The 24,317-nt window shown below is 72.2% G+C and carries 18 protein-coding genes; 9 read left to right on the top strand and 9 right to left on the bottom strand.

Annotation, left to right across the window (positions count from 1 at the left end; translation table 11 throughout):
* The first annotated feature begins 15 nt into the window (after positions 1–15).
* Positions 16–1,266 (top strand): aminoacyl--tRNA ligase-related protein, encoded by a 1,251-nt coding sequence (locus tag C1701_RS21995; RefSeq protein WP_103056536.1) that lies wholly within the window; start codon positions 16–18, stop codon positions 1,264–1,266.
* Positions 1,267–1,339: 73 nt separating this feature from the next.
* Here the strand turns inward: C1701_RS21995 and C1701_RS22000 are convergent, their stop codons facing one another.
* From C1701_RS22000 to C1701_RS22010, 3 genes are all read right to left on the bottom strand, one after another.
* A complete protein-coding gene (locus C1701_RS22000) occupies positions 1,340–2,545 on the bottom strand; it encodes a substrate-binding domain-containing protein (protein ID WP_051313935.1) in 1,206 nt (401 codons plus the stop codon).
* 317 nt (positions 2,546–2,862) lie between these two features.
* Entirely contained in the window at positions 2,863–3,909 is a 1,047-nt protein-coding gene (locus tag C1701_RS22005) for a hemolysin family protein (RefSeq protein WP_026418756.1), read from the bottom strand.
* The gene (locus tag C1701_RS22010) at positions 3,906–5,273 is read right to left on the bottom strand and encodes a hemolysin family protein (protein WP_026418757.1); all 1,368 of its coding nucleotides are present in this window, start codon (positions 5,271–5,273) and stop codon (positions 3,906–3,908) included. Before C1701_RS22010 ends, C1701_RS22005 begins: the two co-directional genes overlap by 4 nt.
* Positions 5,274–5,626: 353 nt before the next feature.
* Between C1701_RS22010 and C1701_RS22015 the strand changes: the two genes are divergently transcribed.
* Complete coding sequence (locus tag C1701_RS22015) at positions 5,627–7,099, top strand: peptide MFS transporter (protein WP_026418758.1); 1,473 nt, start codon at positions 5,627–5,629, stop codon at positions 7,097–7,099.
* Positions 7,100–7,141: 42 nt separating this feature from the next.
* Here C1701_RS22015 and C1701_RS22020 read toward each other — a convergent pair whose 3' ends face one another.
* On the bottom strand, positions 7,142–7,738 hold the full coding sequence (locus tag C1701_RS22020; protein ID WP_026418759.1) for a TetR/AcrR family transcriptional regulator: 597 nt from the start codon (positions 7,736–7,738) through the stop codon (positions 7,142–7,144).
* A gap of 155 nt (positions 7,739–7,893) precedes the next feature.
* Here C1701_RS22020 and C1701_RS22025 point away from each other — a divergent pair, with 155 nt between their 5' ends.
* Genes C1701_RS22025 through egtD form a run of 4 tightly spaced genes read left to right on the top strand, consistent with a single transcriptional unit; the run spans position 7,894 to position 12,272 of the window.
* Positions 7,894–9,159, top strand: coding sequence for a glutamate-cysteine ligase family protein (locus tag C1701_RS22025; RefSeq protein ID WP_030105998.1), 1,266 nt, complete (start codon positions 7,894–7,896; stop codon positions 9,157–9,159).
* A 16-nt stretch (positions 9,160–9,175) separates the two neighbouring features.
* Positions 9,176–10,534 carry an ergothioneine biosynthesis protein EgtB gene (egtB, locus tag C1701_RS22030; protein WP_051713044.1) on the top strand — a complete coding sequence of 453 codons (1,359 nt, stop codon included), beginning with the start codon at positions 9,176–9,178 and terminating at the stop codon, positions 10,532–10,534.
* Between the two features lie 2 nt (positions 10,535–10,536).
* Positions 10,537–11,304, top strand: a complete 768-nt coding sequence (egtC, locus tag C1701_RS22035; RefSeq protein WP_026418762.1) for an ergothioneine biosynthesis protein EgtC — start codon at positions 10,537–10,539, stop codon at positions 11,302–11,304.
* Positions 11,301–12,272 (top strand): L-histidine N(alpha)-methyltransferase, encoded by a 972-nt coding sequence (gene egtD / locus C1701_RS22040; protein ID WP_026418763.1) that lies wholly within the window; start codon positions 11,301–11,303, stop codon positions 12,270–12,272. The genes egtC and egtD overlap by 4 nt, the downstream gene beginning before the upstream one ends.
* A 90-nt stretch (positions 12,273–12,362) precedes the next feature.
* Here egtD and C1701_RS22045 read toward each other — a convergent pair whose 3' ends face one another.
* Positions 12,363–13,070, bottom strand: a complete 708-nt coding sequence (locus C1701_RS22045; RefSeq protein WP_026418764.1) for an HNH endonuclease family protein — start codon at positions 13,068–13,070, stop codon at positions 12,363–12,365.
* A 332-nt stretch (positions 13,071–13,402) separates the two neighbouring features.
* Positions 13,403–14,122, bottom strand: coding sequence for a sulfite exporter TauE/SafE family protein (locus tag C1701_RS22055; protein ID WP_103056538.1), 720 nt, complete (start codon positions 14,120–14,122; stop codon positions 13,403–13,405).
* Positions 14,123–14,707: 585 nt separating this feature from the next.
* Here C1701_RS22055 and dacB point away from each other — a divergent pair.
* Positions 14,708–16,306 (top strand): D-alanyl-D-alanine carboxypeptidase/D-alanyl-D-alanine endopeptidase, encoded by a 1,599-nt coding sequence (gene dacB / locus C1701_RS22060; protein WP_026418767.1) that lies wholly within the window; start codon positions 14,708–14,710, stop codon positions 16,304–16,306.
* 133 nt (positions 16,307–16,439) lie between these two features.
* Here dacB and C1701_RS22065 read toward each other — a convergent pair whose 3' ends face one another.
* The 3 genes from C1701_RS22065 to C1701_RS22075 form a co-directional block, all read right to left on the bottom strand.
* Positions 16,440–19,241 carry an aconitate hydratase gene (locus C1701_RS22065; protein ID WP_030106003.1) on the bottom strand — a complete coding sequence of 934 codons (2,802 nt, stop codon included), beginning with the start codon at positions 19,239–19,241 and terminating at the stop codon, positions 16,440–16,442.
* A 194-nt stretch (positions 19,242–19,435) separates the two neighbouring features.
* On the bottom strand, positions 19,436–20,881 hold the full coding sequence (locus C1701_RS22070) for a hypothetical protein (protein WP_035292037.1): 1,446 nt from the start codon (positions 20,879–20,881) through the stop codon (positions 19,436–19,438).
* 1 nt (position 20,882) lies between these two features.
* On the bottom strand, positions 20,883–21,308 hold the full coding sequence (locus C1701_RS22075) for a hypothetical protein (protein ID WP_155886124.1): 426 nt from the start codon (positions 21,306–21,308) through the stop codon (positions 20,883–20,885).
* A gap of 211 nt (positions 21,309–21,519) precedes the next feature.
* On the opposite strand from C1701_RS22075, the gene C1701_RS22080 reads away from it, so the two are divergent.
* On the top strand, positions 21,520–22,920 hold the full coding sequence (locus C1701_RS22080) for an NlpC/P60 family protein (RefSeq protein ID WP_103056539.1): 1,401 nt from the start codon (positions 21,520–21,522) through the stop codon (positions 22,918–22,920).
* A gap of 740 nt (positions 22,921–23,660) precedes the next feature.
* Positions 23,661–24,071 carry a VOC family protein gene (locus tag C1701_RS22085; protein ID WP_026418771.1) on the top strand — a complete coding sequence of 137 codons (411 nt, stop codon included), beginning with the start codon at positions 23,661–23,663 and terminating at the stop codon, positions 24,069–24,071.
* Positions 24,072–24,317 lie beyond the last annotated feature (246 nt).

Below are 24,317 nucleotides of genomic sequence, written 5' to 3' on the forward strand. Positions count from 1 at the left end.
CGTCGGGACAAACGGGTGTACGACCCCGGTGAACTGTTGGATCCGGCCGCTGGCGCGTCGTGGCGGCTGGCGCGCCGCGGCTGGTTGGTGGACCGAGCGGCGCTGCGCGCCCTGGTCGTGAAGCGGGACGAGGCGGTCCGGCGGGCGGCGGTGTCGGCGGACCGCCGGACCCGGGTGTCGGCCCGGGTCCGCGCCGCCGCTCGGGCCGGGGCCGACCTCGCCGCCCTCCGCTCCGAGGCGCGCGGGCTGAAGGAAGGGGAACGGGCGGCGCGAAGTGCGGCGCTGGCGGCGTCGGAGCGCCTCGCCGCGTTCCTGCTCGACGTGCCCGCGACTCCTGACGACCGGGTGCCCGACGGCGCCACCGAGGAGTGCGCGGTCGAGCTCCGCCGCTGGAGCGCGCCCGGTGCGGGTCTTCGGGCAGAGACGACCACGGCCGAGCGGCCCGGCGGCCGAACACCAGCCGATCCGGGCCGCACGAGCGTGACCAGGGCTCGCCTCGAACGGGTGGTCGGCGGGTTCCTGCTCGACCTGCACGGCACTCGCCACGGCTACGACGAGGTGTCCCTGCCGCTCCTCGTGGAGCCCGAGATGAGCCACCGGGGGCCCCGGGGACCCGCCGCGCCGGCCTCGCTGGTGGGCCTGACCTCCGCACAGTGGACGCGGTACGTCGCACCGGGCGGGGACATCGGGATGACGCTGGTCCACGCCGGGCGGAGCCTGCCGGTCGAGCGGCTGCCCCTCGCCCACGTCGCGCTGAGCCCCCAGCTGGGGGTGGACGACCTCCGCTCCCCCGGGGGCGGAGGAGCGAGCCAGCCCGGCGTGGGGCAGACCACGACCGTCGACCTGCTCCGCGTCTGCCTACCGGAGCGCCTCGACGTGGAGTTCCGCCGGCTGGTCGCCCATGCCGAGGAGTGCCTCCGACACCTGGAGCTGTCCCACCGGGTCCTGCTGGTGCCCGCCGGTGATCTCGGTTTCGCCGCGCGGCGGGCGGTCCGCATCCAGGTCTGGTCGCCGCGCCGTCGCCGCTACCACGACCTGACCACCATCTCCGACTGCGGCACCTTCCTGGCCCGGCGGACGAACACCAGGGTCAGGCCGCGCGAGGGCGGCCGCCAGTACGCCGGCATCGTGCACGGGGCGGCACTCCCCGTGGGGCCGACCGTGACGGCCCTCCTCGAGCAGCACGGGCGGACCGACGGTCTCGTGCGGGTGCCGGCCGCGCTCGTGGGCGGGCTGGTGGGGCGTCGGCTGCTCGCGGTCGTCTGACGGGGTCGAACGGCCAGGTCTGGACGCCCGGCGGGCGTCTCCGGTGGGGAGTGCCCGGCCCACGGCCGAGGGGTCAGGTACCCAGCAGTTCCCGCCACCGCGCTGTCACCGCGCCCGTCACCGCGCGCTCGGCGGGTTCGAGCGTGTCCATGGGCGTGGTCCAGGACAACCCGGGGGAGGGGTCCGGGTAGGCGGTCACCGAGGCCACCCGGAACCCGGCCTGGGCGAGGAAGCGTTGTGACGTTCGTTCGGTGAGGAAGTCCCCGAACCGTTGGGCCGCGCGCAGGGTCGCGGTGTCGCCGCTGGCGTCCTTCACCGACACCAACGGGAACTGCACGGACGGGGTGGGAGCCAGCGGCAGGCCCACGATGGCCTCGGGCGGCGCGTCCGCCCCGTCCTTGCCCACGTTGCGCCGGTAGAGGTCGACCTCGGCGACCGGGACCGCGGCGAGCGAGCCGGTGAGGGGCGTGTCCGCGCCGTCCATCATCTGGAGGGCCTCCCGGCCCGTGCTGGGCACGTCGGCGGGTTGCCCTCCGGCCACCGCCGCCAGGTGCTGCTGGGCGCTCGCCCCGTCGAGGACGTCCTCGGTGACCGGGCCGGACTCGGACCCGCTGCTCGTCGCCAGCACGGCCTGGAGCGCGAGCTGGCTGGCGCGGTTCATCGCCGGGTCGGGCACGGCCAGGGAGAAGGTGCCCCACTCCGCGCGCTGCACACCGCCCCAACCGGTGGCGAGGGCCATCCCCGCGACGGTCTCCCAGGTCGCCTCGCCCTCCTGGAGGGCGGCCGCGCCGGCGGCCGGCACGGCGAGCAGGACCGGGCTGCTCGCGACGATCTGCGGCTGCGATCCGAGGACGGCGTTGTTCTCGCTGGCCAGGCGGTCCGTCCAGACCGTGGAGTCGGGGATCCAGGCGGCGGGCCGAGGCCCCGCCAGCTCCTCGTCCCACTCCTCGCCGGTGAGCCCGTCGACGACGGCGGCGGATGACGCGGTGTGCACCTCGGCCCGCACGCAGTGGTTCTGCACGCGCGGCGAGGAGGCGTTCCACTGCTCGGCCGCTGCGGTGACCGGTTCGGTCATGCTCGCCGTGACGGTGACGGGCAGGACCAGCTCACCCGCCGAACAGTTCTCCGCCTCGGCGTCGGCACGCCGGTCGACCATGTCGCTGAGCGCGCCGTAGCCGATGACGCCCAAGACGGAGACCACCACGAGACCGAGGACGAACAACGGCCAACCGGCGATCTTCCGTCGGAAGCCGAGTCCAGTTCCGCGATGTCGCGCCATTAAGTGTCCTCTCTAGCCACCTGTTCGTGTCAGATGGCTTCAAAAGGTAACGAAAATTGCGTGGCTGATTCCACGAAGCCGCACTGGTTCCCGAAGACCTTAGCCCATGAGAGGCAAGGGACGTGTTAATCCGGTTGCGCAACGTTAACCCCGGCGGGCGGCAGTCGGGTAATGGTTACCCGGCGGGCGCCGCGCCCGCCGCGTCGGCTCACTCCCGGGGGGCAGCGGTGAGCCTCGCGCGTGGCACCGGGGGTCATGACGACCCGGACAGGCGGGAGGGGGGTGGCGAGAGCCACCCCCCTCCCGGTCGCGCACTGTCAGTGAGCACCCACGTGCATCGCGTCGCGCACGGTGCCGACGTACTCCTCCAACAGATCCTCCAGTGCCACCACACCCAACAGGCGACCGTCCTTGTCGACCGCCCTCGCCAGGTGGCTCTGCGCCCGGCGGAGCGTGGTCAGGGCGTCGTCGAGACGGTCCTCGGCGGACACGACCGGCAGGCCCCGGACGCGGCTGGCCGCGACCGGGGTCGACGGGTCGGCGCCGGCCTGGTCCAACACGTCCTTCACGTGCAGGTAACCGGCGAGACCCCCCTCGTCGTCGAGGATGGGGAAGCGGGAGAAGCCCGTGGTGGACACCACCCGCTCCACGTCCCCCACGGTCGGGTTCCGGGGAAGCGTCGTCAGCTCACCGGTCGGTACGAGCACCTCCGCCACCGTGCGCTCGGCGGACGACAGGGTCTTGGCCAGCCGACGGTGCTCCGAGTCGTCCAGGAGGCCCTCCTTGCGCGACTCGGTGATCAGCAGCGCCAACTCGTCCGAGGTGTAGGCCGAGCCCAGCTCGTCCTTCGGTTCGACCTTCGCCAGCCGCAGCACCCCGTTCGCCGCGACGTTGAACAGGGAGATCAGCGGCTTGGTCAGCCGGACGAAGAGGACGTGCGGCGGCACCAGCCACAGCGCCAGGCGCTCCGGCGTGGCGATGGCCAGGTTCTTCGGGACCATCTCACCTATCAGCAGGTGCGCCAGGCCCACCAGGGACAACGCGATGATGAACGCGATGGTGTGGAGCAGGAACGCCGGGATCGCGAGTGGGCCCAGCGCCCGTTCGATCATCACCGCGACCGCCGGCTCGCCGAGCCGGCCCAGCGCCAGTGAACAGATGGTGATGCCCAGCTGAGCACCGGCCAGCATCAGCGACGCGTTCTTCCCCGCGTCCAGCACCACCCGCGCTCGGGTGGTGCCCTGTTCGAGCATGGCCTCCAGGCGGTCCCGGCGGGAGGACAGCAGGGAGAACTCGGCGCCGACGAAGAAGGCGTTCAGCGCCAGCAACACGACGATCAGCGTGATCGCGACCCAACCGCTCACCGTGCGACCTCCTCACGGGCCGAAACGGCCCCCTCCAGCGCCGGGGTTCGCGCCGCCTCCGTCCGCACCACCCGCACCTCGGCGATGCGGTGGCGGTCCATCCGGGTGACCGTCAGCTGCCAGCCCTCGACGGCGATGTCGTCGTCCACGGAGGGGATCCGGCCGAGCCTGTCGAGGACGAACCCGGCCAGGGTCTCGTAGTCGCCCTCGGGCAACACCAGGCCGGTGGCCTCGGCGAGCTCGTCGTCCCGGAGCAGGCCCGAGATCAGCCAGCTCTCCTCGCCCAGCGGGCGAACGGCCGGGACCTCGCGCCGGTCGTGCTCGTCCCGCACGTCACCGACGATCTCCTCGATGACGTCCTCCACGGTCACCAGGCCGGCGCTGCCGCCGTACTCGTCGACGACCATCGCCAGCTGGAGCCCCGAACCACGCAGCCGGTTCAGGAGGGTGTCACCGTCCAGCGAGTCCGGAACGGTGGGAACCGGCCTGGCCAGGGACGACACCCGGATCCTGCCTCGCTCGGCCGCCGGGATCCCGAAGGCCTGCTTGACGTGCACCACGCCGCGCACGTCGTCGAGGTCGACACCGTGCACGGGGAAGCGGGAGTACCCGGTCCGCCGGCCCAGCTCGACGAGCTCGTCCACCGTGGCGTCCGGCCCGAGGGAGGCGATGCGGACGCGGGGGGTCATCAGGTCACCGGCGGTGCGCTCGCCGAACCGCAGTGACCTGCCCAGCAACGCCGCCGTACCGGCGTCGAGGGTGCCCTGGGCGGCGCTGGCCCGCACGATGGAGCTGATCTCCTCCGGGGAACGCGCCGAGCGCAGCTCCTCGATGGGTTCGACCCCCAGCTTGCGGACCAGCCAGTTCGCCGCGTTGTTGCTGCCGTCGATCACCCAACGGAAGATCCGGGTGAACGCCGAGTAGACGCCGACGACCGCGCGGGCGGTGGCCAGCGGACGGGAGATGGCCAGGTTCTTCGGGACCATTTCCCCGAAGATCATGGACAGGGAGGTGGCCAGGAAGAGCGCGATGGCCAGTGACAGGCCGCCCACGAGGCCTTCTGGCATCCCGAGCGCGCTCAGGCCGGGGCTGATCAGCTGGGCGATGGCCGGCTCGGCCATGTACCCGGTGACCAGGGTCGTGATGGTGATGCCCAGCTGGGCACCGGAGAGCTGGAAGGACAGCGTGCGGTGGGCCTGCTGCACGTTGCGCGCCCGGCGGTCGCCGACCTGCCGCACGTGCGTGTCGACCGTGCTCCGCTCCAGCGTGGTCAGGGAGAACTCGGCGGCGACGCAGACGAAGGTGCCCGCGGTGATCACGACAACGCCGAGGAGAAGGAGAACGCTGATCAGTACGTCGTTCATCGGACACCCCGGAAGGGGGCGGCCGGGCTGGGACAGCCGGGTTGGTGACCCGGCTTGCTACTGCTACCGGGTGAGTCGGCTTCCGGCACGGAAGTCATCACTCCTCAGTATTCGAGTTGGTGTTAAACGCAGCCAGTGTAAGGGTGAACGGGCGGAAACTGGACGCCCTGCCCGCCGGATCGTGGCGCATTTCCCCTCCTCAGGAGGTTGCGGGCCGCACGTTCCGTGATTTCGCCCACTGTCCGTCACCGCCCGTGTCGCCCTCGTTCCGAGTTGTGCCCGACCGCGCGTCACCGCACGGTGGGGAGGCCGGAGCGGCGTCCGTCCGGGTGGACCGGCGGGGGAGGTGCGCGGTGACCGGGAGCGACGGCGGGAAGTCGGACGGCGGCTTCTTCGGGCAACCACGGGGCCTGGCCACCCTCTTCTTCACCGAGATGTGGGAGCGCTTCTCCTTCTACGGCATGCGGGCGATCCTCGCCTACTACCTCTACTACTCGGCCGTCGACGGCGGCCTGGGCATGCCGCGTTCGTCGGCGTTGGCTCTGGTCGCCGCCTACGGGTCCGCGGTCTACATGGCCAGCGTCGCCGGTGCCTGGGTGGCCGACCGGCTGCTCGGCACGCAACGAGCGGTGCTCTACGGCGGGGTGCTCATCATGTGCGGGCACATCACGCTCGCGATCGTTCCCGGGATGGCGGGGGTGGCGGGTGGGCTCGGCCTGATCATCGTCGGGACCGGACTGCTGAAGTCCAACGTCACCGCCATCGTCGGCACGCTCTACCAGGTGGGTGACCAGCGCAAGGACGCCGGTTTCTCGCTGTTCTACATGGGCATCAACCTGGGGAGCTTCGTCGCGCCGCTGCTCACCGGGCTGGCGGCGAGCAGGGCGGACTTCCACCTCGGTTTCGGGCTTGCCGCGATCGGCATGGCCCTGGGCCTCGTCCAGTACGTGCTCGGCCGGAAGCACCTCGGGCAGGCCAGCCAGGAGCCCACCAACCCGCTCGAACCCGCGGAGCGGCGGTGGCTGCTGCCCCGGCTCGGCCTCGCGGCGCTGGCCGCGGCGGGGGTGCTCGCGGTGCTCGCCCTCGGCGGCTGGCTGACCTCCGGCCGCGTCGTCAACCTGTTGAGCCTGCTGTCGGTGCTGCTGCCCGTCGGCTACTTCTGGGTCATGCTGCGCAGCCGGCGCCTGGACCGGGTCGAGCGCGACCGGGTCCTCGCCTTCGTGCCCCTGTTCGTGGCCAGCGTCATGTTCTGGACGCTCTTCGAGCAGCAGTCCACCGTGATCGCGGCCTTCGCCGACAGCAGGGTCGACCGCGACCTCCTCGGTTTCGAGATCCCGCCCAGCTGGTTCCAGTCCGTCAACCCCGTCGCCATCCTCCTGCTGGCGCCGCTGTTCGCCCTGCTGTGGACCAGGCTGGGCGCACGGCAGCCCGGGACGCCCACCAAGTTCTCCGGCGGTCTCGTCCTGGTCGGGGTGTCGTTCCTGGTCATGATGCTGGCCAGCGCGACCCTGCCCGAGGAGGGCGCCAACCCGCTCTGGCTGGCCGGAGCCCTGGTCGTCATGACCTGCGGGGAGTTGCTGCTCTCCCCGGTGGGGCTGTCCGTCAGCACCTCGCTGGCACCCCGGGCCTTCGCCGCGCAGATGGTGGGGCTCTTCATGCTGTCGGTGGCCGCCGGTTCGGGTGTCGGTGCCCAGCTGGTCCGGCTGTACTCCCCGGAGTCCGAGTTGCTCTACTTCGGCGTGCTCGGGCTGGTGGCGGTGCTGCTCGGCGTGTCCCTGGTCCTGGCCGCCCCGCTGATCCGGCGCCGGATGCACGGCGTGCGCTGAAGCCGGGCACGTCGTCGGGGCCGACCACCACCGACCCGGTCGTCACGCCCTGGCGCTGTGCCGCCGCACCGACTCCTCGACCAGGTCGAGCACCGGCTCGAGGTCGTCGGCGGGCAGACCCATCGCCAGGTGCGAGACCAGCCCCTCCAGGACCAGCTCCAGGTAGCTGGTGAGCACGTCGATGTCGACGTCGTCGCGCAGCTTGCCCGCCGCGCGCTGCCGGGCCAGCCGCTCGCGGGTGGCGACGGTCAACTCCTTCGACCGCTCGGCCCACCGCGCCCGGAAGTCCGGGTCGGTGCGGAGGCGGCGGGAGACCTCCAGCCGCGTACCCAGCAGGTAGGAGGGGTGCGCGTCGCCCTCGACGTCCGGCGGGGCCGCGATCAGGTTGCGCATCACCTGCACCAGGCCCTGCTCCGCCACCACCTCGGCCATCCGGTGCGCGTCGTCCTCGGCGAGGGCGAGGAACAACGACTCCTTGTCCTTGAAGTGGTGGAAGATCGCGCCTCGGGACAGCCCGGTCGCCTCCTCCAACCTGCGGACCGTGGCCCCCTCGTATCCGTGACGGGCGAAGCACGCCCGCGACCCGTACAGGATCTGGCGGCGGCGCGCGTCGAGGTGGTCCTGGCTGACCCGTGGCATGGGGAGATCGTCGCAGTCGACGACATCGAGGTCCAACCAGCCGGTACCTCCGCCGGCGCGTCCTCGGTCACACCGCCCCGGCTCGCTGACGGGGATGCGCGCTCCGCGGATGAGGTGTAGTTTCGGTAGTCGTCCGACTACCTGGGGTGATGTCGATGGCGTCCACGCGGAACCCGCGGGATGTGGTCAGCAGCGCACGTCCGGCCGGAAACGTCGAGTCCGCCAGGATTCGCAGCCGCGTGGAGGCCGAGGCCTATGTCGCCTCCGTCTGCTTCAAGCACGGCCCACCGCGGCTGGCGGGAGTCGAGCTCGAATGGACGGTCCACCACCACGACGATCCCACCCGGCCCGTACGCGCGGAGCACCTCGCGCTGGCCCTGGGTCCGCACGCCCCACCCTCACTGGTACCGGACAGCCCCCACGTCCCCCTCGCCGCTCGGTCGGTCGTCACCGTCGAGCCCGGCGGGCAGGTGGAGATCTCCACGGCGCCGAGGACGGCCGCCTCCGACCTGATCGCGGCCACCTCCGCCGACATCGACCAGCTCCGCCGCCTGCTGGCGGCGGTCGGCCTCGAACTCGGGAGCCAGGGGACCGACCCGCACCGTCCGGTGCGGCGCCTCCTGCGCACCCCGCGCTACGCGGCCATGGAGACGAACTTCAACCGCCGGGGACCGGCGGGGCTCACCATGATGTGCAGCACGGCCGGCCTCCAGGTGTGCCTGGACGCCGGGGAGGGCGGGCAGGTGGCCGCCAGGTGGGCGGCGGTCCACGCGCTGGGTCCCGTCTTCCTCGCCGCGTTCGCCAACTCGCCGACCCTGAGCGGGATCCGCAGCGGGTGGGCCTCCACCAGGATGCTGACCCTGTACAACACCGACCCACCCCGCACCCGCCCCGGCGGCCCGTCCGCCGACCCGGGCGCAGCCTGGGCGCGGAGGGCCTTGGAGACCCCGGTGTTGTGCGTCCGGGAGCGGGAGGAGCCGTGGCCGACGCCGATCGGCGTCACCTTCGGCGACTGGATCGACGGCGCGCTCCACCGGAGGCCCACGTTCGAGGACCTCGACTACCACCTGACGATGCTCTTCACCCCGGTCCGACCGCGCGGCTACCTGGAGATCCGCTACCTCGACATCCAGCCGGACGAGGACTGGGTGGTCCCGGCCGCCCTGGTCCTCGCCCTGTTCGCGCGGGATCGCACCGTCGACCGGCTGCTGGAACTCACCGAACCCGCTCGCGGCCGCTGGTTGACCGCGGCCTGCCAGGGCCTGCACGACCCGGTGCTGGCCAGGACCGCCACGTCCGTCCTCACCCTGGCCCTCCAGGGCCTGCGTGACCTCGGTCTGCCGCCACCGGTCCTCGACCACGTCGTGCGGCGCACCGACCAGCTCGTCCACACCCGGGTACCCCGGGTGCTCGGCGCCTGACCGGAGGTGACGACCCATGTCCTTCTCCCCACCCGGCACCAGCGTGGGACCTGACCGCCGAGACGAGGACGCCCTGCGCGACCGGGTCGCGCGGGAGCTCGACCGGGCACGCCGGCGCACCCGGTACCTGACCGAGGCCGTCGACGACGGTGACCTCCGCCGGCAGCACTCGCCCCTGATGTCCCCCCTGGTGTGGGACCTCGCCCACGTGGGCAGCCAGGAGGAGCTGTGGCTGGTCCGCGACGTCGGGGGTCGCGTCCCCCTCCGACCCGACATCGACGACCTCTACGATGCGTTCCGCCACGCGAGGGCGGACCGACCGGCCCTGCCGCTCCTCTCCCCGGTGGAGGCCAGGGGGTACGTGGCTTCGGTGCGGGCCAAGGTGTTGGACGTCCTGGCCGGCGTTCCGCTGCGGGGGCGTCGCCTGGTCGCCGACGGCTTCGCGTTCGGCATGATCGTGCAGCACGAGCAGCAGCACGACGAGACGATGCTGGCCACCCACCAACTCCGGAGCGGCGAGCCGGTGCTGACCGCACCGCCGGTGCCCGGTCCCTCCGTGCCGCCTGGTCCGGACGAGGTGCTGGTCCCGGCGGGGACGTTCACGATGGGCACGTCGGTGGAGCCGTGGGCGCTGGACAACGAACGGCCGGGGCACCCGGTGCGCGTGCCCGCCTTCCACCTGGACACGAAGGCCGTCACCAACGCCCGTTTCGTCGAGTTCATCGAGGACGGCGGCTACGAGCGGCCCGAGTTGTGGAGCGAGGAGGGGTGGGCGGCGTGCCTCGCGTCCGCACTGCGCGCGCCCCTGTTCTGGCGGCGGGACGGCGACGGGCGGTGGTGGCGGCGGGTGTTCGGCCGTTGGGAACCGGTGTCCCCCGAGGAGCCGGTGGTGCACGTGTCGTTCCACGAGGCCGAGGCGTTCGCGACCTGGTGCGGCAGGAGGTTGCCCACCGAGGCCGAATGGGAGAGGGCCGCGCGGTTCGACCCGAGGAGCGGGGAGACCCGCCGCTACCCCTGGGGCGACGAGGCACCCACCGACCGGCACGCCAACCTCGGCCAACGGCACCTGCGCCCGGCCCCCGCCGGGGCGTTCCCGGCCGGGACGTCGCCACTGGGCGTCCACCAACTGCTCGGCGACGTGTGGGAGTGGACCAGCACCCCGTTCCGGGGTTACCCGGGGTTCGCGGCCTTCCCGTACCGCGAGTACTCCGAGGTGTTCTTCGGCGAGGAGTACCGCGTGCTGCGGGGCGGCAGCTTCGGCACCGACCACGCCGTCGCCAGGGCCACCTTCCGCAACTGGGACTACCCGGGGCGGCGGCAGATCTTCGCCGGGTTCCGCTGCGCGCGGGACGCCAGCCCCGAGGAGGTGGACTGACCGTGTGCCGACACCTGGCCTACCTGGGGCCGGCCATCCCGCTGCACGACGTGGTGGTCGCGGCGAAGCACTCCCTGTACCGGCAGTCGTGGGCGCCCCGCGACATGCGCGGTGGCGGCACCGTCAACGCCGACGGTTTCGGTGTCGGCTGGTACCCGAGCGTGCCGGGGCCGCCCGTCCGGTACCGGCGCGCCGGGGCGATCTGGGCCGACCCCGGGTTCGCCGAGCTGGCCGGCGGGCTGTCCGCCGGGGCGGTGCTCGCGGCGATCCGCTCGGCGACCACCGGGATGGCACCGGGAGAGGCGGCGTGCGCCCCCTTCCGCATCGACCGGTGGCTGTTCAGCCTGAACGGCCGCATCGCCGGCTGGCCGGACTCGGTCAACGCCCTCGCCGCCACCCTTCCCCCGGCCACGCTGGCCGCCCTGCCCGCCGCCACCGACACGGCCCTGCTGTGCGCGTTGCTGGCGCGACGGCTCCACGCGGGCGAACGACCACCGGAGGCCGTCGCCGACCTCGTGACCACCGTCCTCGACCTCGCCCCCGAATCCCGGCTCAACCTGCTCCTCATCGACGGCACCAGCGTCGTCGCCACCACCTGGACCCATTCGTTGTGGGTCAGGCACGACCTCGGCCACCAGCTGACGATCGCCTCCGAACCGACCTGTGAGGAGCCCACCTGGCAGCAGGTCCCGGACGGCTCGCTCATCCAGGGCAACCTGCACCACCTGCGGGTCGAACCGTTGGCACCGGCAGGGGCGGTGATCTCGTGAGGAGCCCCGTCTTCGACGTCCGCCTCGACGAGCGGGCGGCAGCCGAGGCGTTGCGCGCCGACGTGCGGGTGGGGCTCACCGACGTCCCCCGGTGGATCTCACCGACGTGGTTGTACGACAGCCGGGGCAGCGAGCTGTTCGACGAGATCACCCAGTTGCCGGAGTACTACCCGACCAGGGCCGAGCGCGCGGTCCTGCGGCGGGCGGCACCCGAGATCGCGGTGTCGGCCAGGGCGAACACCCTCGTGGAGCTGGGATCGGGTTCCGCGGACAAGACCCGCCTCCTGTTGGACGCGATGACCGCCCTCGGCGACCTGCGCAGGTACGTGCCCGTCGACATCTCGATGTCGGCACTCCGCCAGTCCAGCACCGAGATCGCCGCCGACTACCCGGAGCTGGACGTGCACGGGGTGCTCGGCGACTTCACCCGCGAACTCGGCCCGCTGCCGGCCGAGGGGTCCCGCCTCGTGGCGTTCCTCGGGGGGACGGTGGGCAACCTCGACCCGGACCAGCGCCGGCTCTTCTACCGCACGGTGCGGTCCCACCTGCGGACCGGCGAGTGGCTGCTGGTCGGCGCGGACCTGGTGAAGGACCCGGCGACGCTGCTGCGGGCCTACGACGACCCGGCGGGAGTCACGGCCGAGTTCGACCGCAACGTGCTCCGCGTCCTCAACCGGGAACTCGACGGCGACTTCGACGTCGACGCCTTCGAGCACGTGGCCCGGTGGGACCCCCAGGAGGAGTGGATCGAGATGCGGCTGCGCGCCCGACGTCCGCTCCGCGTCCGGTTGGGCGCCCTGGACCTGACCCTCGACCTGGCCGGGGGAGAGGAGATCCGGACGGAGATCTCGGCGAAGTTCCGACCGGAGCGGGTGCGGTCCGAGCTGGCGGACGTCGGGTTCGCGGTGAACGCCGAGTGGACGGATCCGGAGCACGGTTTCACGGTGTTCCTGGCCGCCGCGACCTGAGCGGCGCTGGGCGCGGTTCCGGTCGCACGTCGTCGACGCCGTGCCGGCGACACGCGCGGTCCGGGGCGGGGAACGTCGCGGACCGTTCGGTCAGCAGTGGTCCAGCATCTCCAGCAGCGCCGCTCGTTCCGGCTCGGTCACGGTCAGCTCCCAGTGGTGCTTGACCGCGATCCAGTCCTGGGCGTAGGTGCACCAGTACCCGGTGGCCGGCGGCTTCCACTGGTCCGGGGTCTGGTCGCCCTTCGCCCGGTTCGAGGAGGCCGACACGGCGATCAGCTGCGGGGTGTCGAGGTCGTTGGCGAACCGCTCGCGCCGCTCGTCGTCCCACTCGTCCGCGCCGCTGCGCCACCCGGCGGCGAGTGGTACCACGTGGTCGATGTCCAGGTCCGAGGCGTCGTCGAACTCCTCGTCGTCGTACACGCTGTGCCAGGTGCCGGACTGCGAGCGGCACTCCTCGTCGGTGACGACGTCGACCCCGTCGCGGACCAGCACGGTCTCCCTGGTGTTGCAGTTGTCGCCCTGGCTGATCCAGTGCCGGAAGCGGTCCCGCGAGTACCCGCGCATCGGGCGTTCGGCGGCGATCTCCAGCTCGTCGAGCAGGGCGGCCGCGCCGTCGGCGTCTCCCGGGGTGGGAGCACCCTGGCCCGACCCGATCTCCTGTTCCTGGTCGTCGAGGAACGGCAGGTGGTCGCGGGCGACGTACCCCACCACCACGAGGGCCACCGCCACCAGGGTGATGAGCACGGACCGCACCGTGGTGTTCTGCTGCTTGCCGCCGGAACGGGACTGTCCTGTCATCCTCGCCTCACCCAGAGCGGGCCGTGGTGCCGAGCCCGAATGTGCACTGCCTGCCGGAGATCAGCCTATCGGGGGCTCAGGGGACCGATCACTTGCCTGATGAGGTGATTTCTGGTGACGGGCGAGCGGCCGGGCGCGGTCACCGGTCCCGCCGGCACCGGAGGGCGCGTTCCCGTGTTCCGGCGGTGGCACCGGGAACCGACGTCCGGTGTGGAGGCCGGTGCGGGGGCGGTGCCGGACCGCCGACGTCGGCGTCCGGCCGACCGGGGCGGCCAGCGCTCACCACGGCCCGATCGGTGGGCGTGCCCCTGACCAGGACGGGCCCCTGGCGGTCACCAGAACAGGCTGCGGGCGATCAACAGCACGGCGCTGAAGGCGGTGACACCCAGGAGAGCGCGGCGGAGGAGACCGGCGTCGACCACCCGCCGCAGCGGACCCGACAGGGCGAAGCCCGCCAGGAGGAAGGGCAGCAACGCGGCGGCGGCGACCAACTCCGTCGTGCCGACCTGACCGCCGACGGCGAGTGCCAGGACGGACAAGGTCGAGCCGAGGCAGAAGTACGCGCCCATCGTGGCGCGCACCTTCGGCCCTTTCTCCCGTTGGTACAGCAAGGCCACCGGAGGACCCCCGATCGAGGAGGCGGTACCGAAGACGCCACCCGCGGTGCCGGCCACCAGCAGCGCCCCACGAGTCGGGCTGGGACGCCAGGAGAGGACGGAGAGGACGACGCACACCAGCACTGACACGCCCACCACCACGGAGAACTCGCGCTGCGGCAACCAGACGACCGCCCAGACCCCGACAGCCGTGCCCGCCGCCCGACCGATCATCGCCCAACCCACGCCGCCCCAGTCGGTCGAGCGGTGCTCGCGGACGAGGGTCATGGCGGCGTGCAGCGTCCCCACCACGAGGAGGGGGACCGGTACCAACTCGGGAGCGATCATGATCAGGAACGGCGCGGCCAACAGGTTCATGCCGAGACCGACCGCTCCCTGGATGGTCGCCCCGACCATGACGATCAGACCTGCCACGAACAGGGCGGCCAGCGACATCGTTCCTCCCGAACTCAGGTGAAGCCCCTTCCCGGCAGCCAGGTGTGGCGTGCCCACGCCACACGATGTTCCGGCTCGTGGAAGGGTGCTTCCGTCACATGACCGCCTGCGGGCCGGCGCAACCCTAACGTGTGGTGCCCGGTGGGAACAGCCCGTTGAGGCGGACCGGGGGCGGACTCGGGGCCGCGCCCACCCGCCGCGCGGTACCACCTCCTCCGCCGGCTGACCCGAGCACCGGGTGACGACACTGGCAGCCCCGGCCAGGACCGGGAGCGAACCCCTCGGTGACCAGCGCGGAGGTGGCCAGCTGGGGTGGTGGGCCCCGGCCTGTCCGCTGGGCGGGCACCGAGATCGGCGGGGACGACGGGCTCGCGGGCCGACCCCGACCCCGTGGTGGGTGTGGCGGAGGACACCGCGCCGTCCCGTCGCCCGATATCGCCAGCGAACACCGCCCACGGCCACCGGCGGGCGACGGGTCACCCTGGCGCGTCACGGAGCCGCCCACCTGGACGTTGACCTTGGTTCTTCCGGCTGGCTACGCTTTTTCGGCTCGTCGGGGGCTCACGCACACTCGTGGAGGCAGCGATGGCCAGACGACCGACCTCACTCCTGGCGCTCGGGATCAGCCTCGTGCTGCTCGCCGGGGCTGCCGTCACCGCGACCGCCTCGTCCGACCCCACCGGCCGCGCCGCCCTCACCGCCGACCTCGACCGCATCCTCGACGATCCCCGGCTCGCGGGAGCGCGGACCGCGGTGGTGGTGCGGTCCGCGGAGACCGGTGAGACCCTGTACGACCGGGGCGGCTCCGACCTGCTGCTCCCCGCCTCCAACGGCAAGCTGCTCACCGCGGCGGCCGCGCTGTCCGCGCTGGGCCCCGACCACCGGTTCACGACCAGCCTGCACGCCGCCTCCCCGCCCAGGGGAGGCGCCCTCCCTGGCGACCTCCACCTCCGGGGGACCGGCGACCCGACCATGTTGGCCGAGGACTACGCGGAACTCGCCGAACGGCTGGTCGAGGCAGGGGTGCGGGTCGTGCGCGGCGACCTGGTGGCCGACGACACCTGGTTCGACGAGGTCCCGTTGGGGGTTGGCTGGTCCTGGGACGACGAGCCGTACTACTACTCGGCGCAGATCTCCGCGCTCACCGTCGCGCCGGACACCGACTACGACTCCGGGACCGTCGTCGTGCGCGTCGTGCCGGGCGACCAGCCCGGCGACCCGACGACCGTGGAGGTGGTACCCCCGACCGACCACGTCCGGGTCGTCAACCAGTCCACCACCGCGATGGCGGAGGACGCGGCCGGCTTCGCGGTGGAACGGCGACGGGGCGGCAACGACATCGTCGTGCGGGGCTCGCTGGCGGCGGGTTCCGGCCCGGTGGAGCGGTACAGCACCGTCGACGACCCCACCGGGTACGCGGCGGACGTGCTCCGGAGCGCTCTCGACGAGGCGGGGATCAGGGTGAACGGCGGGATCCGCCGTGGCGCGACGCCGGAGGACGCCGTTCAGCTCGCGGTCCGCGAGTCGATGCCGCTGCGGGAACTGCTGGTGCCCTTCATGAAGCTGAGCAACAACGGCCACGCCGAGATCCTCGTGAAGACCCTGGGGGCCGAGCTCCGGGGTTCCGGGACCTGGGCGGCCGGCACCGAGGTCCTCTCCGAGGAGCTGGCCGAGCTGGGCCTGCCCGCTGGCGGCTACCGGATGGTCGACGGATCGGGCCTGTCCCGGATGGACATGGTGACCGCCGGCCAGCTCGCCGACCTCCTCGTCCAGGCGCGCGAGGAGCCCTGGTTCGAGGTGTTCCTGGCGTCGCTACCGGTGGCCGGCGATCCCGACCGCCTGGTCGGGGGCACGCTGCGGTCGCGGATGGCCGGCACGGAGGCGGAGGGCAACGTGCTGGCCAAGACCGGTTCCCTGACCGGCGTGACGGGGCTGTCGGGGTACGTCACCGCCACCGACGGCCAACCGTTGGTGTTCTCGATCCTGTCCAACAACTACCTCTCGCCCAGCCCGCGCGACGTCGAGGACGCCGTCGCGGTCCGGCTGGCGGAGTACCGGGGCGCGGAGGACCGGCCACTGCCCATGTCGCGTGCCACCGGCGCTCCGGTGTCGCCCTCGGACGACCCCGCGACCGGCGTCGACGAGTCCGTCCTCGAGTGCTCCTGGGTACCGGCTGGCTGCTGACACCCAGCGGGTGCGCCACGCACCAGCACCGGACCGCCGTCGGGGTCGTCGGCACGGGCCCGGCGATACGAGAACGGCGCGGTGACCGCCCGGGTTCGGGGGTCACCGCGCCGCCGCGCTCGGCACGCCTGGATCAGCCGCGCACCATCTTCCGCAGCACGTACTGCATGATGCCGCCGTTGCGGTAGTAGTCCGCCTCGCCCGGGGTGTCGATCCGGACCACGGCGTCGAACTCGACCCGCTGCCCGTCCTCCCCGGTGGCGGTCACCCGGACGGTCCTGGGGGTGGAACCGTCGTTCAGCTCCGTCACCCCGCTGATGTCGAAGGTCTCGACACCGGACAACCCGAGCGACTCCACGCTCTCGCCCTCCGGGAACTGGAGCGGGAGCACCCCCATCCCGATCAGGTTCGACCGGTGGATGCGCTCGAAGGACTCCGCGATGACCGCGCGGACGCCCAGCAGCGACGTGCCCTTGGCCGCCCAGTCGCGGGAGGACCCGGATCCGTACTCCTTGCCCGCCAGGATGACCAGCGGCACGCCCGCCTCGGCGTAGGCCACGGAGGCGTCGTAGATCGTGGTCTGCTCACCGCCGGCCAGGAAGTTCCTCGTGAAGCCGCCCTGGACGTCGTCGAGGAGCAGGTTCCGCAGCCGGATGTTGGCGAAGGTCCCCCGGATCATCACCTCGTGGTTGCCACGACGGGAACCGTAGGAGTTGAAGTCCTTGCGCTCGACACCGTGCTCCCGCAGGTAGCGACCGGCGGGGGAGTCGGCCTTGATGGCACCGGCCGGCGAGATGTGGTCGGTGGTGACCGAGTCGCCGAGCCGGGCCAGCACGCGGGCACCGGCGATGTCGGTGACGGCCTCGGGCTCCATGCCCATGCCCTCGAAGTACGGGGGGCGGCGGACGTAGGTGGAGTCGGCGTCCCACTCGAAGGTCTTGCCCTCGGGGGTGGGCAGCGAACGCCAGCGGTCGTCACCGGCGAACACGTCGGAGTAGCCCTCGCTGAAGCCCTCCGCCGAGATCGCCGAGCCGATGACCTCCTGGACCTCCTGCGGGGAGGGCCAGATGTCCGACAGGTACACCGGCTCGCCGTTCTGGTCGGTGCCCAGCGGTTCGGTGCTCAGGTCGAGGTCCATCGAGCCGGCCAGCGCGTAGGCCACCACCAGCGGCGGGCTGGCCAGGTAGTTCATCTTGACGTCCGGGTTGATCCGGCCCTCGAAGTTGCGGTTGCCGGAGAGGACGGAGACCACGGCGAGGTCGGCGTCGTTCACCGCCGTCGAGATCTCCTCCTGGAGCGGCCCGGAGTTGCCGATGCAGGTGGTGCAGCCGTAACCGACCAGGTTGAAGCCGAGCTTCTCCAGGTAGGGCAGGAGCCCCGCCCGCTCGTAGTAGTCCATGACGACCTTGGAGCCGGGGGCGAGGGTCGTCTTCACCCACGGCTTGGAGGACAGGCCCCGCTCGACGGCCTTCCTGGCCAGCAGCGCCGCCCCGATCATCACCGAGGGGTTCGAGGTGTTGGTGCACGAGGTGATCGCGGCGATCGCCACCGCGCCGTGGTCGAGCTCGAAGGTGCCGGCCTCGGTGGTGACCCTGGTCGGACGGCTGGGACGCCCGGCGGCGCCGTTCGCCGCGGACAGCACGGTCCGGGGCTTGCCGCCCTCGTCATCCGCGTGGGCGTAGGTGGGCGAGTCGCTGGCTGGGAAGGACTCCTCCACGGCCTCGTCCACGACGGACTCACCGGGGCTGACGTACTCGCCGATGGTGTTGCGGAACGCCTGCTTGGCCGCGGCCAGCTCGATCCTGTCCTGGGGGCGCTTCGGGCCGGCGATGGAGGGCACGACGGTGCCCAGGTCCAGCTCCAGGGTCTCGGAGTACAGCGGCTCGGCGTCGGGGTCGTGCCAGAGCCCCTGCTCCTTGGCGTAGGCCTCGACGAGCGCGACCTGCTCGGCGGACCGACCGGTCAGCTTGAGGTAGTCGATGGTCTCCCCGTCGACGGGGAAGATGGCGCACGTCGACCCGAACTCGGGGCTCATGTTCCCGATGGTCGCGCGGTTCGCGAGCGGCACCGCGCCCACGCCCGACCCGTAGAACTCGACGAACTTGCCGACGACACCGTGTTCCCGCAGCATCTCGGTGATCGTCAGCACCAGGTCCGTCGCGGTCGTGCCCGAGGGCAGTTCGCCGTGCAGCTTGAACCCCACCACCCGGGGGATCAGCATCGAGACCGGCTGGCCGAGCATCGCGGCCTCGGCCTCGATCCCGCCGACGCCCCAGCCCAGCACGCCGATGCCGTTCACCATCGTCGTGTGGCTGTCGGTGCCCACCAGCGTGTCCGGGTAGGCCTGCCCGCCACGGGTCATCACGACCCGGGCCAGGTGCTCGATGTTCACCTGGTGCACGATGCCGGTTCCCGGCGGGACCACCTTGAACTCGTCGAACGCGCTCTGGCCCCAGCGCAGGAACTGGTAGCGCTCGCGGTTGCGCTGGTACTCCAGGTCCACGTTGCGCTCGAAGGCGTCCGGGCTGCCGAAGATGTCCGCGATCACCGAGTGGTCGATGACCAGCTCGGCCGGGGCCAGCGGGTTCACCTTGCTGGGGTCACCGCCGAGCTGGGCGACGGCCTCCCGCATGGTGGCCAGGTCCACCACGCAGGGGACGCCGGTGAAGTCCTGCATGATCACCCGGGCCGGGGTGAACTGGATCTCGGTCGACGGGTCGGCCTTGGGGTCCCAGTTCACCAGCGCCCGCACGTGGTCGGCCGTGATGTTCTGGCCGTCCTCGGTGCGGAGCAGGTTCTCCAACAGGATCTTCAGGCTGAACGGGAGTCGGTCGGCTCCGGGCAGCGCGCTCAGTCGGAACACCTCGTGGGAGGCGTCGCCGACGGTGAGCGTGCCGCGCGCGCCGAAGCTGTCCTGGCTCGCAGGTGCGGTCACGTCAAACACTCCATCTCGCGACGGTGCAAGGTCAGTTCGGGAGACGGGTCAAGTCTGGCCCAGCCGGTTCTGCCGTGCCGATCGACCTCGCCGCAGCACAAACAGTACGCTTGTCCTTTTTTGGTTTTCAAGGCGGGGTGCGGTTTCCGGGTCGAGGTACCACCACGTCACGGAGCGGTTCGCGGGCGACCGGATCAGCGCGGGGCCGTCGCCAGCAGCGCGTCGATGTCCTCGGGCTCCACGCTGCTCAACACGACCGCCATCAGGTCGATCCCGGTGCGGAACGGGCTGACGTACCACTCGCCGTCCACCTCGACCGTCACGATCCCCGCCCCCAGCACGTTCTCGGCGAGACGCTCGATGAACGGCAACGCCTCCTGCGGGAACGCGGGGTCCTGCGACAGGCTCATCCGGGCCTGTTCCACCGGGCACAGCCGTTCCGAGCCCTGCGGTCCGGTGGCCTGGAGGCAGTCGCCATCCCGCTGGATCGACACCTGCTCGCCGTTCACCTCCAGGGACACGTGGTCGAGGGAGACCCGCGTCCCACCCGTCACGTCGGTGGTCGACGTGTTCAGCTCCACCAGGCGCGCCCCCGTCGGCTCGGTCTGCCCCACCGCCTCCAGCAGGAGCGGGCCGAGGTCGTGGACCACGGCCATCTCGTCGGGAGGCAGCAGTTCCACCAACCGGCGAACATCCACGTCCAACGCCGCCGTCACCAGCTGCTCGACGGCCGCCTCGGGGGAGTCAGCCCCGACGGCCGGGACGGAGTCCCTCGGCCACCCCATGCCCGACTCCCGCAGCGCGAAGTCCGCCACGGTGTAGAACATGCTCGGGTACCACTCGCCGTCGACCTGGATGGTCGCGATCCGCAGCGGCTGGCCGGTCTCCGGCAGGCTGGCCAGGTCGATGGTCTCGCTTTCGGCCGTGGTGTCCGGGAGCTCGGGCATGACGTCCAGGACCTTGTCCGAGAAGGGCATGTCCTCGGGCGACGCGCTCTCCAGGGTGAGCGTCCCGGAGGACACCGAGTTGATGACGAGGTGCTCGTTCACCCGTTCCTCGGCCGCCTCGTCGAACGCCAGACCCTCGAGTGAGCCATTGAAGCTCAGCGCGGCGGGGTCGGCGGACTCGTCGAAGATCCCGATCCGGGTCAACTCCCCGGTCATGATCTCGAAGTAGTCGGCGCTCAGCCTGGCCTCCGCCGGTGCGAGCGACTCGAGGAGGCCGACGGCGTCCTCCTGCTCGACGGCCGTGAGCAGCCGACTCGCCGCGCTGGCCGGATCAGCCTCACCGGACGCCGCGGCGGAACCGTTGCCGAAGGCGAAGTAGCTGCCCACGGCCGCCGCGCCCACCGCGACCACACCGACCAGCGAACCGACGAGCAGGCCGGTGCGCCGGTTCTTCGCCGGCGGTGGCTGACCGGGGCCGCCGGGAAAACCACCGGGGCCGCCGGGCGGTAACTGCCCCGGGTAGGGCTGACCCTGCTGCGGGTACTGGTAACCCTGCGGCGGCTGCGGGTGGCCGCCACCGTGTGGCGGGGTTCCCGGGGGCGGCCCAGCCGGCCCAGGGGCGTACGGGGCATGCTGGTCCGGGCCGGGCTGCTCAGGCTGCCACGGGTTTCCGGGTCCCGGTGGGTAGGTCACGTCACTTCTCCTGTTGCCGATGGAACGTCGTCCGGTGGACGACGAGCGCGCCGAGGCTGCCGATGAGGACCACGACCGCCCCCAGTGCGGTCGTGACGGGGCCGAGGGCCATGACCGTGATCAGGCCGGCGCTGGTGATCCCTTGGACGCTCGCGATGACCCCCACGGTTCCCGCGAGGAGCGAGAAAACCACGCCGAGCGCCGCACCCGTCCTCGACCACCCCGCCAGGTGCAGCAGCAGGATCGCCGCCGCAAGGGGGACCAGCATCGGCCACCCGGGGAGCAGGTACTCCACCGGAGTGCCCTCCACCAGGCCGAACCGGCGCAGCACTCCCACGGTCTGGTGGCTGTCCCGGTACGTCGAGCCGGACCTCAACCACGGCAGGAACGTGCCCACCACCGCCACGACCAGTCCGGCACCACTCACCACCGAGGCGGTCCTCCCGGCCTTCGCACGCACGGACGCAGTCTCGCAGCTCACCCGGACGGGCGAAACGACTCCGGCGGTCGGAGCTGGAACCACCCCGAGATGAGCAGCGGTTCTCCTGCGCCCGGCGTGATGTACGTGACTGGTGGGACAGCTGCGACGAATGGCCACTCCTGATGCCCTGGTGCACAGTTGCTCACGCGATGGCGAGGTGTCCGGGGCGACCCACCGCGACGCGCACGACGGTGGTGAGTGCCCGGGCTGGTCGGCGGGGGTGAGCACGGTGCGGGCACGTGAACCGGTACGAGGACTGCTCGTCGGTGGCCTGGGCGCGCTGCTCACGGTCGGCCTCGCCGGATCGTCCCTGGCCGCACCGCCGCCCAACCCCTCGGACTCCGACATCGACGGCCAACGGGCGGAAGTCGACGCGAACGCGGCCAGAGTCGGGCGCCTCACCGGCCGGCTGGCCGAGGTCGAGGCGCGACTGGATGCCGTGCTCACCGAGGTGGCGCTGCGCCGCGAGGACGCGAGCCGAGCACAGGTGGACCTCGACAGGGCGCGGTGGCGCCACCAGGAGGCGGAGGACAGGGCCGCCGAGGCCGCCGAGGCCGCGCGTGACGTGGGAGACCGGCTGGCCGCGCTGCGGACCGACATGGACTCCTTCGCCTCCGAGAGCTACCAGGGCGGCGGGGCCGTCAACTCCCTCGGCGCCTACCTCGGCGCCAGCAGCCCCAAGGACCTGCTGGACCGCGCGCAGTACCTGGACGCCGTCGGCGAGAGCCACCAGGCCGCGATGGAGGAGCTGCAGCACGTCAGCACCGACAAGGCCAACAAGGACGCCGCGGCCCGCGACACGCTGCGCGAGGCGCGGGCCAGCGCCGACGCCGCCCTCGAGGCGGAACGGGCCGCGGACACCGCCTACCGGGCCGCCCGTGAGGCCGAGGACGAACACCGGTCGCTCGCCGCCGAGATCGAACGAGAACGCGAGGAGGTCCAGGAGGAACTGGACGCGGCTCGCGACCGGGTCGACGGACTGGAACGGCAGCGGCGCCAGTACGAGCGGTGGCGTCAGGAGGAGGACGACCGGCTGGCCGCGCTCCAGGTCAACCCCCAGCAGGTCGACCCGGGCGCCCTCGCCCCTGGCGAAACCCACCCCGCGCCGAGCCTTCCCGCTCCACCCGCCGACGCCGACGCCGCGATCGAGACGGTGGTGCGCCGCGCCCTGGCCCAGGTGGGAGTGCCCTACTCCTGGGGAGGGGGCAACGCGAACGGGCCCACGCTCGGGGTCCGCGACGGCGGGGTCGCCGACACCCACGGGGACTACCGGAAGGTCGGCTTCGACTGTTCGGGGCTCATGCTCTACGCCTACGCCGGTATCGGGGTGGCCATCCCCAAGTACAGCGGCTACCAGTACGAGGCCGGCCGGCGGGTGCCCCTCGCCGAGAAGCGACGCGGTGACCTCGTGTTCTGGGCGACCGGCGGCAGGATCTACCACGTCGCCCTGTACCTCGGCGACGGCCTGATCGTCGAGGCGCCCTACTCCGGCGGCCACGTCAGGGTCACCCCGATGCGCTACGGGGGCGTCGTGCCACACGCCGTTCGCCTCGTCTGAGCGGGCGCGCCCGCGCTGACGTCCTCGGCCCACGCGCGCCGTCGGCTACCCCGGACCACGGGCGGGAACCCGGGGTGCGCGGCCCGGGGAGGTGTGCCGCCGTGCCCGACGGCGTGGCGTTCGCCCTTGCCGACGTCCAGGCCGAGGAACACCCCGAAACCGCTGTTCATCCACCATGCCGTTCGTTCGTCGCGGGTGGTCGCCGGTCGAGCCTCGATGGCCGGCACCCACGTGACGACGGGACCTACCGTGCTGGTGGCCGTGTCCCTTGCAGCGGTCCTTCGACGCCACCAGGTCCGGTGACACCACCCCCGGACGATGGGTTCGACCGGGGGCGTCAGTCATGCCGGGCCTGGCGACCATGACTCCTTGATCAGGAGCTACGGAAAAGGTAACGGGGGAGCGGGGGCGGTCCCTCCGGCGAGGCGAGGAACGGCACCGAGCGGTACTGGTCCCGGCCCTTCGGCGGTGGGACGAGCGGTGATCCTCGGGCCGGACGTCCCCCTCCCAGCCCTCCGCGCCGAGGCCAGGAGGCACCAGGACCCAGGCCGGTGGGGAACCCTGCCACCGGCCGCGTCACCAACCGGTGCCGCGTCGTCAGGCGCGAGCAGTGCCGGCCAGCCACCCGCACGGCACCACCCACCGCTTCCCGACCCCGGGCGCGGACGTCACCAGCAGCGGCACCGGTCCGGTCAGGAACCGAGAAGCGGGGGTGCCGAGCCGCATCTAGCCTGGCCGACATGGACGTCACCATCCACGCCAGCTTCCTCCCGCACACCGATCCCGACGCCTCCCTCGTCTTCTACCGTGACGTCCTCGGCTTCGAGGTCCGGAACGACGTCGGGTACGGGGGGATGCGGTGGATCACGGTCGGCCCCACCGGCCAGCCCGGCACGTCCATCGTCCTCCAACCCCCGGCCGCCGACCCCGGTGTCACGGACTCGGAGCGGCGCGCGATCACCGAGATGATGGCCAAGGGGACCTACGCCGGCATCCTCCTGGCCACCCAGGACCTGGACGGCACCTTCCACCGGCTGCGCGAGGCGGACGCCGACATCGTCCAGGACCCGGTGGAACAGCCGTACGGGATTCGGGATGGTGCCGTCCGCGATCCCTCGGGCAACCTGCTCCGCATCCAGGAACTGCGCTGATCCGCCCAGCGCCCGGGGCCGCCGCGCCACGTGGGACGACCGGGCCTCCTCGGGCGCCGACCGCCGCCGTCGCCGTTCCGGGCTCGGCCGCTGTCAGCAGGCCCGACCACCCGGCACCGGGGCGCCGGTCAGGTTTCGGGTGCGCGGGGCGCCGGCACTGGCGCTCCGACCCCGGGGCGCGGACCGGCTGCCGGGGACTCCGCCCGGGGCGTCCCCGTTCCCCGTTCCCCGCGAACCGCACCGACC

It is taken from the genome of Actinoalloteichus sp. AHMU CJ021 (genome assembly GCF_002895405.1).
Classification (GTDB): domain Bacteria; phylum Actinomycetota; class Actinomycetes; order Mycobacteriales; family Pseudonocardiaceae; genus Actinoalloteichus_B; species Actinoalloteichus_B caeruleus.